This window comes from Nostoc sp. 106C (assembly GCF_002154725.1).
Lineage (GTDB): Bacteria > Cyanobacteriota > Cyanobacteriia > Cyanobacteriales > Nostocaceae > Aulosira.
The window spans coordinates 1-14,185 of the sequence record NZ_MTAW01000172.1; the positions used below are offsets into that span (position 1 = coordinate 1).

Below are 14,185 nucleotides of genomic sequence, written 5' to 3' on the forward strand. Positions count from 1 at the left end.
TGACGTTATTTTCAGCTTAATACCTGTCCCTTTCCTTATCCCGAACTCAGGTTAATTACCTCTGCTTCTGGTTGCAGCCTCCCCAAAGCAGTGACTTTTTGTACAATAGGTGTTAAATGTAATTGCTACTTCAGATGAGGCAGTGCGATCAACTTGCCCAAACAGAGAAATAGCATAAACAGCAATTCCACCTGTAATCGCAATAGCAGCACCTCCTAGTACAATTAGCCCTTGATTTTTTGGTTTCAATAACAGCCTGCGATCCATTTTCTCTCTATCAAAATTTAAGTTGTGTCCAGCTAATGTTTGCGATTAGTCCCCAGAATCTACAAATTGCGGCAAATATGCCGCAATTTTCTTTTTCTAAATCAATTGAATATTTCAAATAACAGATTAATTACCGCGTATTTCTGAAATTTAAATATGCATAATTAGTAAAAGGTGGCAACCTCCGGCGATGGAACAGCGTCTCATCTTTAGTTGTAGATGCGATTACTCCAAAGCGTCAAAAAGATACTAGGTGATTAGAAAATCGGCATGAAATTTCAATTTTTATTCGGCTCTTTACTTTCCCAGATTAAAGGACGACATTGGTGGGTAGGTATCCTCTTGTGGATAGCGTTGGTTGCCCCAGCTCAAGCATCTGTAATCCTGCGCATCGCCATTGAACGGAATGTGAATCAGGTAAAAGTTGGTAGCTCTACAACAGCAACAGTCAAGGATGGTACTGGTCGGACTCTGGGTGAATTGCCAGCAATGAGTTCGTTTTATGCCCAAGCTGTTCCTGGTGGCGTGGCTTTGGATAAGTGGCAGTCTGGTTTATTTTGGATTGAGCCTACAGGTAAGGGATTCGTTTATATTGGCGATCGCTGGTTTCGCGGTAGAACGCTAGTTGTTGCTACAGAAAAAGGCTTAAGTGCCGTTAACTGGGTTGATACGGAGGAATATCTCTACAGTGTGATTGGTGGTGAAATGGACGCCCAGTGGCCCCAAGAAGCTTTAAAAGCCCAGGCGATCGCAGCTCGCACCTTTGCCCTTTACGAACGGGAAAAGCAGCGCACTAATCCCATATACGATTTAGGCGCTAGTCCAGATCACTGGCAAATTTACAAAGGTGTCAGCAGTGAAACTCCTACTACTTACGCCGCAGTAGATACTACGGCTGGACAGGTACTAACTTACCAGAACAGGATTATTCTCTCAGTCTTCCACGCTTGTTCTGGAGGACATACCGAAAATGTTGAAGATGTTTGGGGCAGTAAGGAGCCTTACCTGCGTGCTGTTCAAGACTACGATCAAAATATTAAAGAGTGTAACTGGGTAAAAACCTTCTCACCTACAGAAATTAGTTCTAGGATTTCTGGTGTGGGCAATGTTACGGATATGATTCCAGAGGCTCGCTCACCATTCCAAAGTGTTAAAGTTTTGAAAATTATTGGTGACAAGGGTACAAAGGTGCTACAGGGCGAGGATGTACGTACTGCACTCAGACTGAAGAGTACCAGGTTCAACGTCAGTAAAGGTGCAGATGGTAGTTTTATCCTTCAAGGGCTTGGTTACGGTCATGCTTTGGGGATGAGCCAGTGGGGAGCTTACAATCTTGCTCAGCGAGGAGCAAATTACCTACAAATTTTAGGGCATTACTACCAAGGTGTAGCCCTAACACCAATTAAAGCGAAGTAGTCGACCTCTTAAGGAAATTCCATACTAATTTATTTATTAGGGTGGGCAAATAGCCCACCTAGATATTGCTTAATTGGTTAAGCAGTGCGCAAACAAACCTAACAATACTGTTGCTATTTGTGGAGATTTTTCAAAAGCATAATAATATACAAAAAACGCGCTGGCACATCGTTTGCAGCGCGTTTTCATGAAAGTCATTGCCAATTAATTAACGGCGGAATCTATTGGGGTCGAGGCGAACGCTATTGGGCTGGCGAACATTAGTTTGGCTATTGGAACGAGGACGAAGTGCTACACCATTCTTCAGTCCACTAGCATTACCGCCATCTTTGCGATCGAGGAAAGGTTTGAGATTGATACCACTTTTAGATGAAGAAACTCGATTACCGCCCAGAAGCGTGCGACCTAAGTTGTATAAATCACCTACTCCGCTTTGATTGTTACGATAGGTGTTGACAGCGATGGTTTGCTGTCCGCTGTCAGCAGTAGTTAAGTTTTGGAAGATGCTATTGCGGACAACATAAGGGTCTTTGTCACGGGGTACGGTGAGTACAATTCGACAGGTTGAATTAGCTTCAGTTGTGACGCAGACAATATTCTCGTTATTCTCTCTGGCTATCTGGAGTTCTTGTAAGCCATCTGGACGATACAATTCTAAGCGTTGGGCAATTGTTGCACAGCGTTTTTGTGGGTCCCAGCCACCACCTAAAGTTGCAGGTGCAGCCCAAGGAAAGTATTGACCTTGTTGACTTTGCGGTTGATACATCACGGTATATTGACCGTTATACAATTGACAACTAAACCGAGTCGTACCATCAGCCGTGGGATAAGTTGTTGTGCTTGTTTGTGTACCTGTTGGTATGGGTGTACTTGTTGGTGTTGGTGAGCCTGTTGAATCTGTAGGTACGACAACGCCATCAGAACTATCAACTTGAGCAAATGCTACTGAATTGCCCAGAAAACAAGATAAACCCAAACTACTCAAAAGAACAAACTTCAGCGCTTGCGATGACATAAATCATCCTCAATGGGAAATAGGTAGAGATATTGATAGCTTAAGTGACGAAAAATTTTGTTTTTAGTTCATCGAGAACGCTGCTTTTTTTCCTCTTGTTCTTTTTTCTCTTTAAGTAGCTGTTTTACCTTGGCTCTAATTTGTGCGTGACGTTCTACACCTTCGTATGCGTAGCGGTTGTAGCTGCTATTGGTAATCATATCTTCTAAATACCTGACTCGCTCACTACCTCCGGGATGAGAAGATAACCAACTCAGAGGAGCATTTTTCTGTTGTTTTTCTAGTGTCACCATCAAATTACGTAAGCCATCAGCAGCATAGCCAGTAGCCACAATTAGGCGTGTACCCAGAGTATCTGCTTGACGTTCCATGTCGCGGCTGTAACTCAGTGTCGAAAGTTGACCGATAATACCGCCTAAAGGGATATACTGCGTAACATTAGAGACGAGGTTACCTTGAGTGATTAGTTGAAAACCATGAGATAATACTACATGGGATAGTTCGTGGCCGATTAACCCAGCCAATTCTGCTTCTGAATTTGTTTTAGCGATCGCACCTGCATTAATAAAGATTTTGCCACCAGGTAGTGCAAAGGCGTTGAGGTCTTCTTGGGGAACTACAAAAAATTCGTATTTAAACTCATTGCGTCCGGCTACCTTGGCTAGTTTCTGTCCGATTTCATTAACGTAGGCGACAACTGTTTCATCGTTAATTAGTTTTAATTGTTGTTTTGCTTGCTTAGCTACTGATTCCCCAATTGATTCTTCACCGCGTAGCAGCATGATGGTAGAGTCAAGGGCAGAAAACGGGCCAAATAAACTGCCAGTCACAGCATAACCTATTGCACCTGTAAGAATATTAGCGATCGCATTGCCTCGAATTTCTGCTTTAATATGGCGTTTGTAACGCTTAAGATGAACTTCTGCTAAGTTGCTAAACTCAGGTGCTTGCGGATCTTTGGGGTTGAGAATAGCAAATTGACGCGCCGCCAAAGAAGCTTCCATCCATTTTTTTGCTTCTGCAAGTGCTGCAACTCTAGCTTTAGTTAATTCCGGTTGATCTGGATAAAGTGAAGATGCCCGTTCTAATATATCTAATGCTTGTTGAGGGCGATCGTATTGTTTGAGGACTTCAGCAAATCTGATATGTCCGGGGATAAATTCTGGATACTGCTCAACCAATAGTTGCAGTGGTACTAAAGTCCTTGATTGCAACTTCTTGGCTATCCCCGCTTCTGATTCTCGCCAGTATACCTTACCGCCTGGAGATAGTTGCGTCGAGTCAACAATTGCAGCTTTCCGTTCTTGAGGTTTGGTTGTTTTGGCAAAAGGTTCTTTTACCTGGCGATAAATTTTTTCCGCGTCTGCAATTTGTCCCGCTAGATAAAGCTTGTCTGCTTCGATAAATTTTTGCTGACGAGCGATTTCTTCAGGAGTAGGTGCTGGTTCCGCAGCCGCATCTGGCTTTTTTGGCTCTGCGACTTCCGGTTTGGGTGTGGGTGCAGTTTCTGGTATGACAACTGGCTTTGGCGTGTCAGTTGTATTAGGGGTTGATGAGCTTTGTAGTACTTCCCGTAGCTTTTGTTCTGTATTTGCAGCAGGTTCTTGTGCGGGAACTGGTGCTGTAGGCTGTGTCAGAATAATTAAAATCGATGTTCCAAATGACAGTAACACCCAGTTCAAGGTTAGCAGCAGAGACTTCCTAGTTCGTTTCATGCTGGGGTTCACTTATGTAAAAAGTTATTATTTTTAAAATACCTGCGATCGCAACAATTGTCCTGTTATATATTGTTAAAAATGGGATAAATGTTATTTGCAAATATACTGAACCAAAAAGCAAAGAAAAATTTGCGATCGCGTACCATTCAACAAAGTAATAAGGGCACAACATGTTGTGCCCCTAAGAGAGATTATAGATGTGGTGTGGTTCAAATACGTAATCTAATAGCCAATTAACGTTGATAACGTGGAGTATTGAAGGCTTCCCAGGCGGCTTTAGCGGCATGTTGTAGGCGATCGCCGAAGTCAACCAGTTCTCTCATTAGCAAGTACCAGTTTTTCTCAAATTCGTCTTGCATGACTAACCAAGCATAATCCAGACGATACTCCCGTTCAACGAGTGTCCTCGCTTCAATCGCTTCCCGTGCTTGACGCACAGCATTTAAATACGTTTCGTTGCTGATATTACCTGGTGACTTTGCTTCAGATCGGGCGCGTTTTTTGAGCGCTTCAATTAACGCTTTGGTTTCGCCCTTAACTTCCTCAGTTTCGCCAGCCATTTCGGTTTCTACCAATTGGTGAGTTTGAGGGCTGACTTCTATTATTAGTTTGGATTTAACATTTTTATCAGTCATAGTTGATACATCCTTAAATTGCAAATCTTTTTATAGAATCAGAACTACACTCTGTAACTGATTAACTATTGCTAATACTAAATTGCAGTCTTGTGTAGTAGCCGAGGATTAATGAGATTGCTTCCCTTGACTCCGTTACAGTTGCAATTAAAGAACTAGCTTTGATTGCAACTTGAAACTATTTAACAAAGGACAAATGACTAATGATCAAGACTTAATAAGCTGTAGTTGCTAATTGCTGCTCTAATTTCAACAATTGTTCAACTCGCGCTTCAGTAGAAGGATGGCTGGAGAATAAGTTACCCAAAAACTGTCCAGAGATAGGATTGATAATTAATAATGGCTCAAAGGCTGGATTAGCATTTAGAGGTAATTGTTTGGCTGTAAGTTCTAAACGTTGTAATGCTCTAGCTAAAGCGCGGGGATTACCAGTTAATCTAGCAGAACCAGCATCGGCAGAGAATTCTCTTGTGCGCGAAATTGCTAGCTGTATGATTGTGGCAGCCAAAGGCGCAAGTAGTACTGTTAATAAGACACCTAAAGGATTACCGCCTCTATCATTATCTCGCGAACCACTGCCAAACCATAAGCTGTAACTTACCATTTGTGCCAAGAATGAGATGGCACCAGCTACTGTGGCTGCGACGGCTTGTGTCAAGGTGTCGCGGTTAATAATGTGAGTAAGTTCGTGGGCAATTACGCCTTCGAGTTCATCCTCTGGTAATATCTGCAAAATTCCTTCTGTAACAGCAACAGCCGCGTGTTCTGGATCGCGTCCTGTGGCGAAAGCATTAGCAGTTTGACCAGGAACAATATAAACTGCTGGCATGGGAATATTAGCGCGATCGCTTAATTTCTTCACCATGCGATACAGTCCCGGTACTTGTGCTTCACTCACAGGCTGGGCGCGATATACAGCCAGCGCAATTTTATCTGATTGATACCAAGAAAATAGATTTGATACTGCTGCTAAACCAATACCTATAATTAACCCAGTACTGCCGCCAATTACCCAGTAACTAATTGCTATCAATAACCCACTGAGAGTAGCTAACAATACTAAAGTTTTAAATTGATTTCCCATATTTTGCTCTCCTGGCTAATGCTGTAATTGATGTTTTAGACAACAGCATTACTTAAGTCGCACTTTGATTTTATCCAGCCCATCTCAAATCTATATTACAGAAAACCTCCCATTGGAGTACGGTTTTCCCACTAAGTTTGTAGCAATGTCATCGAATTTATATGAAAAAAATTAGTTTTTTAATGCTTTTTAAACTAGTAAATTAAACAACAGATGCCACATTAATCAGCATCTATCTATGGTATTGGATTAAAATATCTGAAATTAAAATTTGATTTTAGTTTTATAATAATCCAGTTTTATTTTGAAAAAATTACCTACTCTTAAAGCTTAAGTTTAGAGTTGGCAGTGCGCACAATATAGCAATCCGATGTGATTCCGGCACTTACTCATAGAGGTAGGGAACGGGGAACAAGAAAGAACAGAGGTGGAGTGTATCTAGCTTCGCAAAAATCAAAAACTTATTGGGCAACTCCAGCGATACTTTTTTATTGCTGCGAGCAGAACAAATCGGTATTTCTGCGCCACTTATACCTTTAAGATTGGTGGATGAACATTGCTTACTCTTTGAGTGCATACCCATTGGGGATAGTTTGCGATCGCTTGGGTAGATTTGGGCTACTTGTAGGCGGAATTCTTCTCTATGTTTTAGTGTATCAGGGTTTCGCTTTCGTGCGATCGCCTTGGCAAGTTTGGGGATTGTTTGCCCTTTATGGGCTACTATCTGGGTATGACTCAGGGGGTATTGTTGGCGTTAGTAACAGACAAAGTACCGACAAATCTCAGGGGTAGCGCGTTTGGATTTCTGAATTTTGCTGTGGGAGTAGCGCTTTTACCTGCTAGTAAACTTGCAAGTAAACTTTGGGAAGTAGCTGGATCGCGTACAACTTTTATTGCTGGTAGTTGCTTAGCAATAGCTGCGGTGTTGTTGCTATTGATGCAGGAGGAAAAATATTCTCCAATTAATTATTAGACTTATTACAAAAATCTGAATAGGAATAAAAGGAACCACAGATGAACACAGATAAACACCGATGTTTATCTGTGTTCATCTGTGTTTATGTGTGGTTTTATATTCAAAACATTGACATTGATAAGTCAATTTTTACACTTACTTAGTATCTTTCCATTTATGCGTAAACTTTTTCTACCTTTGTTCAGCAATACCAAAATTCTTAAGTGTTGTGTGCTTTAACTATAAGATAACCTCAGCATGAGATTCTAATTAATCATAGTTTTAAGGGGGCGGAGTGACCGTCAAAACAGTAACTGAACACCTCATTACCTTAAAAGGTGTTAATAAATCATATCAGCAGCCTAACGGTCAGCAAATTGTCATCCTGGACAATATTAATTTGGAATTGCATCCAGGGGAAATAATTGCTTTATTAGGCCCTTCGGGTTCAGGAAAATCTACCTTAATGAGGATGATTGCAGGGTTAATTCCTCCTACTAAAGGTGAAGTATTATATCATAACCGTCCTCTAGTTGGCTTAAACCCAGGAGTAGCAATTGTTTTCCAAAGTTTTGCTCTTTATCCTTGGTTAACTGTACTAGAGAATGTGGAACTAGGTTTAAAAGCTAAAGGAGAAGCCCCAGACTCTCGGCGACAAAAAGCCCTACGCATGATTGACGTTATAGGTTTAGACGGGTTTGAAAATGCTTACCCGAAAGAACTTTCTGGGGGAATGCGTCAAAGAGTCGGTTTTGCTAGGGCTTTAGCGGTGGAACCAGAACTTTTGTGTATGGATGAGCCGTTCTCAGCTTTGGATGTGCTGACAGCTGAAAACTTACGGTTTGAATTACTCGATTTGTGGATGGATCGCCGCATCCCTACCAAAGCTATTTTAATTGTGACTCATGGTATTGAAGAAGCAGTAATTTTGGCAGATCGGATTATTGTACTAGGGCGCAATCCAGGGAGAATACGTGCTGACTTACCTGTAACGTTACCTCATTACCGCGATCGCAAACATCCCAGTTTTCAAGCCCTGGTCGATCAAGTATATAAAATCATTACTAATCCTGAACTAGACACAACTGAACCGACAGAAACCGTATCTCTGCAAACATCAAAGCCAGAACCTAAGCATCAGTCTTTACCAGCCGTTCGCATCGGTTCTATCGCCGGTCTATTAGAACTTTTAGAAGATCGTCAAGAAAAAGACCTCTACCGTCTTGCTCAAGAACTGCAATTAGAAGTAGATGAAATTCTCCCAATTGTGGATGCTGCAAACTTAATGAATTTTGTCGAACTTTCAGAAGGAGATATTAACCTTACTTCCGTGGGACAAGAATTTATTAACGGTAGCATTGACGAACGCAAACAAATTGTCCGCTCTCAACTGCTAACTCATATTCGCTTGGTACAACAAATCTTCCGCCTTTTAGAAGCAAAACGCAATCAACGCATACCTGAAGAACTGGTATTAGATATTCTCGAAAATCATTTTAGTCCAGAAGAAGCCCAGCGCCAATTAAACACAGCAATTGAGTGGGGTCGTTATGCCGAGATATATGGCTACGATGAACCATCTGGACAAATCTTTTTAGAACAGACAGCAAGTGTTGAACCTGTAGCTGTCAGCTAATTAAAAGTCCAAACTCCATAAATTGTTTATGACTCGACCCCTGACTCCGGCTAACAAAATCCTGGGAAGACTAAATTGGACTTGGCAGGATGGCTCGCTAATTCTGTTAATTGTGGCTTTTGCAGCTGCCATTATCAGAACTGCTGCCAAATTTAGCGGTACTTTTGAACCTAATTTAATAATTTCCACAAATATTAGTGCTTTACCAGGTTATACAGCCCAAACTCTAGTACGCATGGGAATTGCTTACTTTCTATCTTTAGTTTTCACTCTTATTTATGCTTATACTGCCTATCGTTCACGTTTAGCTGCACGAATTCTGATTCCTTTGCTGGATATTCTGCAATCAATTCCAGTGTTATCTTTCTTACCGGGGGTAGTACTGGCTTTAATTGCCCTGTTTCCAGGTCAGCGAATTGGCGTGGAATTCGCCTCAATCCTGCTGATTTTTACTGGTATGACTTGGAACATGACTTTTAGTTTTTACCAGTCACTCCTAAGTATTCCTAGAGAATTGTTAGAAGCCACCGAGATTTATCGATTAAATATATGGCAGCGTTTTTGGACATTGGAGTTACCAGCAGGTGTAATTGGGTTGGTGTGGAACAGCGTCATGTCGGTAGCTGGAGGCTGGTTTTTTCTAATTGCGATTGAGTCCTTTACCTTAGGAAACAATGATTTTCGCTTACCTGGGTTAGGTTCTTTTTTAGGAACCGCCGCCAGTAAGGGAGACTTTACAGCAATATTCTGGGGCTTGCTGCTGCTGATTGGGGTGATTGTCGCAATTGATTATTTTATCTGGCGACCGCTGATTGCCTGGTCAGAAAAATTTAAATTGGAGATGGTAGATTCAGAAAATGCTCCACAATCATTGGTATTGGATATTTTAAGGCGATCGCCTACTTTGCGAATGCTCAAGGAGCGGATTTTTCAGCCCTTACAAACAACTGTTGATGACAATTTAGTTCGAGCATTTCCTGTACGTTCTCTACCAGTTAACTCTCAAAAAAACCTTAACTGGCCTAGTTTCTTCAATTGGCTATTTGTCAGTGGTTGCGCCTTGATTGTCCTCTGGGGTACTTGGGAAGCAGTGCTGTTATTAAGAACTTTGGGCTGGAATGATTGGCTACAGATAATTAAAGGTGCTGTGTTTACAGCCTTTCGAGTAATTATTGCCTTAGTATTATCTCTATTGTGGACTGTGCCTGTAGGCGTAGCGATCGGACGTAATCGTCGTTTATCTCAGATTTTGCAACCTTTAGTACAAATTGCTGCTTCCGTTCCAGCCACAGCTTTATTTCCAGTGCTGTTGCTAGGGTTAACCCGTATCGCTGGCGGTTTGCAGATTGGGGCGATCGCGCTCATGATGCTGGGTACTATGTGGTATATCCTGTTCAATGTCATCGCTGGCGCACAGTCGATTCCCTCAGATTTAATAGAAGCAGCATCGGTATATAAACTGTCCTTGTGGCAACGCTGGCAAACTTTAATTTTACCTGCTATCTTTCCCTACCTAATTACAGGCATCATTACCGCTGTCGGCGGCGCTTGGAACGCAAGTATCGTTAGTGAATACGTCACGTTTCAAGGGCGAGTAATCAGTACCTCTGGGCTTGGTTCCACGATTTCTCATGCCACAGCTAGCGGTAATTTCTCACTACTTCTCGCAGCCACAATGGTAATGTCTTTATTAGTAGTCATGACCAATCGTCTAGTTTGGCGTCCCTTGTATCAATTGGCGCAAGAGAAATATCAACTGTTGATTTAATCATTTCAAGAAGTAGCGATCGCATCTTCTTGGGAGAATGTTTCCTTAATTAAGCTGAGTTGAGACAACTACCAACAAGCCTACAGGGCATTGGGGATCGGCGATCGCTAAAATATAAGGACAAAGCGCCGCTAATATTTGCTCCTTATGACAGCCAACACAATTCCAACTACAGCAGTTGATCCGTATCTTGATGGCAATTTTGCACCAGTCCGAAAAGAAATCACCACAGACAACTTACAAGTTGTTGGTCAGTTACCCCCAGACTTAGCGGGGATGTTTGTGCGGAATGGCCCTAATCCCCAATGGCCACCCATAGGTAAATACCATTGGTTTGATGGCGATGGGATGTTGCATGGTGTACAAATTAGCGACGGTAAAGCCAGTTATCGCAATCGCTATGTACAAACAAGGGGATGGAAAATTGAACACGAAGCTGGGAAGGCCATCTGGAGTGGATTCTTAGAAGCACCACAAATGGACAATCCCCACGGTGCTTACAAAAATACTGGCAATACTGCCCTGATTTGGCACGCTGGGCAGATTTTGGCGCTGAATGAAGGAGGTGTGCCTCACGCTATCAAGTTGCCTGAATTAGGGACGATTGGCGAGTACACTTATAATGGCAAGCTGGTTTCTGCCTTTACAGCCCATCCTAAAGTAGACCCAGTGACAGGCGAGATGATGTTCTTTGGTTACTCGTTTATGCCGCCGTATTTGCAATACAGTATAGTGTCAGCAGCAGGTGAATTGTTGCAGACAGTGCCAATTGACATCCCACAACCTGTGATGATGCACGATTTTGCGATTACTGAAAACTATACGATTTTCATGGATTTACCCCTGACTCTCAGTGCCGAACGAGCACATCGGGGAGAACCTCTGCTGATGTTTGAGAGCGATCGCCCTAGTCGTTTTGGCATTGTCCCACGTTTGGGCAACAACAATAATATCCGCTGGTTTGAAAGTTCCCCTTGCTATGTTTTCCATACCCTCAATGCTTACGAAGCCGGAGATGAGGTAGTACTAATCGCTTCTCGAATGAGTTCCACGAGTGTCTTGGTTAGTGAAGACAACCAACTCGATCCAGATGCCAATATTCCTCGCCTGCATCAGTGGCGGTTTAACCTGAAAACAGGAACAGTGCGTGAACAACAATTAGATGATGTGGCTGCGGAATTCCCCCGCGTCAACGAGAACTTTTTAGGGCAAAAAACGCGATATGGCTATGTTGGTAAGCTAGCGAATAATCCCTTACCTCTGTTTGATGGCGTAATTAAGTACGACCTCAGCAGTGGTACATCTCAAACGCATCAATTTGGAGAGGGACGCTATGGTGGCGAAGCTGTATTTGCGCCACGTCCTGGTGCAACTAATGAAGATGATGGCTGGCTAATTACTTTTGTCTACGATGAAGGTTCCGGCACTTCCGAATTGGTAGTTGTGAATGCCCAAGATATCACGAGTGAACCTGTGGCACGAGTAATTATTCCCCAACGAGTACCTTACGGGTTTCATGGTACTTGGGTTTCTGAGGAACAGTTAACAATTAATTACTAATTCGTAATTTTTGCTATTGATTCTTTCTCGCTTCAAGGTACAAGGGTAACAGGAAAAACCTTTAACCATTATCCTTTACCCTTTTCTCCAAAGCAAATTTTAAGTTTAATATACTTAAGCAAAAATTATTGGCACCTGGCTTGATACAGTTAGGCTCAAAATCTCTATTTGAAAGTGTCTTTAAATTAGGAATTTTTTTAATTATTGGGAGGTTCATGATTACTCCTATTCAATTCTGCTTGTCTCAAATCTTCAATCATTTGTTGACTGTGCTGGAGATAAGCAACAAATAGCAGAATAGAAAATGCCATGACTGCAATACCTAAAAAACCACCAGAAAATGTATCATAAAGACCATGTAACATAGCTGCGATCGCTACACCAATCACAATAATGGCAACTTGGCGAGAAGGATTAATTGCTGCTAATCCTAAAAAATAACCCACGATTCCTGCCCAAATAGCGTGGAAAAAAGGTAAGCAGACAAAGCGAATCGTGTTAGTTAAAACATAAGCACCAAAATCAATTTCGCCTTGCACCAAACCAAAGGCGTAAACTACCGAGTAAACAACTCCTTCAGAAATCGCAAATCCCAGCCCCGACATCGTGCCATAAAATGCTAATGTGAGTGGATCGCTCAATTTACCAGAACGCAGAAAGAATAGGTAAATAGGTAGCGCCTTGCATACTTCCTCTAGAACACCTACACCCAAAATAAAACCAACTAACCTTGGAATCAATCCCCAATCGGTAGCAGCATAGAGAAAGCTAAATAGGGGAACTTTTTGAATAAACAACAAAAGTGGGATACCAACAAAGACTGTGAACAGAACGCATTTCAATATTTCACGCCAAGAAAAATGTCTAGGTCTGATCAAATTTTGCAGAACTATTCCCCAAATTGAAGCGTAGTAGACTCCCAAAACCCAAGCAGTTTGTTCTAAGCCTACTTTAAAACCTATCTGGCTGATAATAAAGCTCATTCCTAAAGGAAATAGACCGAAGAAAAGCAAGAGTTTTACATTTGTGTGGCCATATAAAGCCGGACTGAGGGCTTCTCGATAAGGAACAACGGCAGAAAAGCGAAAAGTCCGTAACGTTTGTACAAACTCAAGAGCATCGATACGTTGATTGAGAAAATCTCCTGAAGAACGAGGTGAATTAGTATTAGATTTTAATTTATTAGTAGAAGTTGCAGATTGAAGATTAGTTATTTCTTGTGGATTATTTGTTGAAATTGGTTTCAAAGGAAATTGTTGAACCCAAGCCGGAATTTCACTACGTAGTTCTCGCCCATAGATTCTGACAGTTTTGGCAAAGTCTGCATTGAGAAGCTGTAATTCCCTGCGAATCAAATTGACTGAAGCTTGCTCATCAGGAATCTTTTCAGAAACCAGTAATATTTGCAAGTAGCCATCCTTTAGGTTAATTTTAGTAATAATTCTTTCAGTTTGAAGTGCGCGGTTAACTAAAGTAGCGATCGCCTCTATATTTCCTTGGTGAGCAAGTTCTCTAGGATCTGACTGTTCCATAATATTTAAGTAATTATCTTATTTATTCAGTTATAGAGCAGACACGGCAATACTAAGGACACCTCAGCTAAAATCTGTAATGCCAGCATATCAGCTTAATATTCTCACACGCTCTAGTTGGGCAATATGTATCCAGCCATTAAATTTTAAATCGCAGCGTTGTGCGATCGCTCTTAGCGTCCCTGTAGGGTAGCAATGTAGGAGCGTCAGCAGTCCGATATTGGGGAGCCACGGCGTTGAGCAGCATTGACGACTTGAAGGAAGTGGGCTGGTTTCCCCACGAGGAACTGGCGAAAGGGTTTCCCGGCTTAACCTTGATACGGTGGGCAGTGAGTGCCCAACGCCCTACCCTACGGGAACGGCTGCGCCGAACAGGACTGGACTCACCAGTTGCTCTACTTGGAGAGCCAGCCGCGTGCGGAAGTTCCCCCTCGTTGAGCGGACTGGCGTGAGACCCTTGCGTACCCGTCACTGGTTCCCCTACAGATACAAAAATTTCTTTAAAAATAAAATCGAATTCCTATATAAATAGACCTCTTGCACGAATAATGTAAGCATGAAAAAATACAGGTCAAAAAACAAAGAGCAATGAGCTACGA

Annotated in this window: 13 protein-coding genes; 6 read left to right on the forward strand and 7 right to left on the reverse strand. The window is 42.1% G+C overall.

The genetic code is table 11. The features are described 5' to 3' along the window. Positions 1-51: 51 nt before the first annotated feature. Positions 52-267 carry a hypothetical protein gene (locus BV375_RS26040; RefSeq protein WP_086765849.1) on the reverse strand — a complete coding sequence of 72 codons (216 nt, stop codon included), beginning with the start codon at positions 265-267 and terminating at the stop codon, positions 52-54. A gap of 270 nt (positions 268-537) precedes the next feature. On the opposite strand from BV375_RS26040, the gene BV375_RS26045 reads away from it, so the two are divergent. Continuing rightward, on the forward strand, positions 538-1,683 hold the full coding sequence (locus BV375_RS26045) for a SpoIID/LytB domain-containing protein (protein WP_086765851.1): 1,146 nt from the start codon (positions 538-540) through the stop codon (positions 1,681-1,683). A 208-nt stretch (positions 1,684-1,891) separates the two neighbouring features. On the opposite strand, the gene BV375_RS26050 is transcribed toward BV375_RS26045, so the two are convergent. The 4 genes from BV375_RS26050 to BV375_RS26065 form a co-directional block, all read right to left on the reverse strand. Then, on the reverse strand, positions 1,892-2,698 hold the full coding sequence (locus BV375_RS26050; RefSeq protein WP_086765853.1) for a COP23 domain-containing protein: 807 nt from the start codon (positions 2,696-2,698) through the stop codon (positions 1,892-1,894). Positions 2,699-2,766: 68 nt separating this feature from the next. Then, positions 2,767-4,413, reverse strand: a complete 1,647-nt coding sequence (locus BV375_RS26055; protein WP_086765855.1) for a M48 family metalloprotease — start codon at positions 4,411-4,413, stop codon at positions 2,767-2,769. 236 nt (positions 4,414-4,649) lie between these two features. Further along, complete coding sequence (locus BV375_RS26060) at positions 4,650-5,051, reverse strand: hypothetical protein (RefSeq protein ID WP_086765857.1); 402 nt, start codon at positions 5,049-5,051, stop codon at positions 4,650-4,652. Positions 5,052-5,265: 214 nt separating this feature from the next. Further along, positions 5,266-6,135: a zinc metalloprotease HtpX gene (locus BV375_RS26065; RefSeq protein ID WP_086765859.1), complete on the reverse strand. Its 870-nt coding sequence runs from the start codon at positions 6,133-6,135 to the stop codon at positions 5,266-5,268. Between the two features lie 549 nt (positions 6,136-6,684). On the opposite strand from BV375_RS26065, the gene BV375_RS37775 reads away from it, so the two are divergent. From BV375_RS37775 to BV375_RS26085, 5 genes are all read left to right on the forward strand, one after another. Then, on the forward strand, positions 6,685-6,927 hold the full coding sequence (locus BV375_RS37775) for a hypothetical protein (RefSeq protein ID WP_208099192.1): 243 nt from the start codon (positions 6,685-6,687) through the stop codon (positions 6,925-6,927). 25 nt (positions 6,928-6,952) lie between these two features. Beyond that, the gene (locus BV375_RS37780) at positions 6,953-7,108 is read left to right on the forward strand and encodes a hypothetical protein (RefSeq protein ID WP_208096101.1); all 156 of its coding nucleotides are present in this window, start codon (positions 6,953-6,955) and stop codon (positions 7,106-7,108) included. 277 nt (positions 7,109-7,385) lie between these two features. Next, positions 7,386-8,726, forward strand: a complete 1,341-nt coding sequence (locus BV375_RS26075; protein WP_086765861.1) for a nitrate/sulfonate/bicarbonate ABC transporter ATP-binding protein — start codon at positions 7,386-7,388, stop codon at positions 8,724-8,726. Positions 8,727-8,754: 28 nt separating this feature from the next. Continuing rightward, the gene (locus tag BV375_RS26080) at positions 8,755-10,494 is read left to right on the forward strand and encodes an ABC transporter permease subunit (protein ID WP_086765863.1); all 1,740 of its coding nucleotides are present in this window, start codon (positions 8,755-8,757) and stop codon (positions 10,492-10,494) included. Between the two features lie 162 nt (positions 10,495-10,656). Continuing rightward, the gene (locus tag BV375_RS26085; protein WP_086765866.1) at positions 10,657-12,054 is read left to right on the forward strand and encodes a carotenoid oxygenase family protein; all 1,398 of its coding nucleotides are present in this window, start codon (positions 10,657-10,659) and stop codon (positions 12,052-12,054) included. A gap of 197 nt (positions 12,055-12,251) precedes the next feature. On the opposite strand, the gene BV375_RS26090 is transcribed toward BV375_RS26085, so the two are convergent. Both BV375_RS26090 and BV375_RS36265 read right to left on the reverse strand, forming a co-directional pair. After that, the gene (locus tag BV375_RS26090; RefSeq protein ID WP_086765865.1) at positions 12,252-13,586 is read right to left on the reverse strand and encodes a PrsW family intramembrane metalloprotease; all 1,335 of its coding nucleotides are present in this window, start codon (positions 13,584-13,586) and stop codon (positions 12,252-12,254) included. A 139-nt stretch (positions 13,587-13,725) separates the two neighbouring features. Then, on the reverse strand, positions 13,726-14,058 hold the full coding sequence (locus BV375_RS36265; RefSeq protein ID WP_143842218.1) for a hypothetical protein: 333 nt from the start codon (positions 14,056-14,058) through the stop codon (positions 13,726-13,728). Positions 14,059-14,185: the final 127 nt, after the last annotated feature.

Coding starts and splice junctions, on each gene's coding strand:
- BV375_RS26040 (WP_086765849.1), bottom strand. CDS start 267: ATGGATCGCAGGCTGTTATTGAAACCAAAAAATCAAGGGCTAATTGTA.
- BV375_RS26045 (WP_086765851.1), top strand. CDS start 538: ATGAAATTTCAATTTTTATTCGGCTCTTTACTTTCCCAGATTAAAGGA.
- BV375_RS26050 (WP_086765853.1), bottom strand. CDS start 2,698: ATGTCATCGCAAGCGCTGAAGTTTGTTCTTTTGAGTAGTTTGGGTTTA.
- BV375_RS26055 (WP_086765855.1), bottom strand. CDS start 4,413: ATGAAACGAACTAGGAAGTCTCTGCTGCTAACCTTGAACTGGGTGTTA.
- BV375_RS26060 (WP_086765857.1), bottom strand. CDS start 5,051: ATGACTGATAAAAATGTTAAATCCAAACTAATAATAGAAGTCAGCCCT.
- BV375_RS26065 (WP_086765859.1), bottom strand. CDS start 6,135: ATGGGAAATCAATTTAAAACTTTAGTATTGTTAGCTACTCTCAGTGGG.
- BV375_RS37775 (WP_208099192.1), top strand. CDS start 6,685: ATGAACATTGCTTACTCTTTGAGTGCATACCCATTGGGGATAGTTTGC.
- BV375_RS26080 (WP_086765863.1), top strand. CDS start 8,755: ATGACTCGACCCCTGACTCCGGCTAACAAAATCCTGGGAAGACTAAAT.
- BV375_RS26090 (WP_086765865.1), bottom strand. CDS start 13,586: ATGGAACAGTCAGATCCTAGAGAACTTGCTCACCAAGGAAATATAGAG.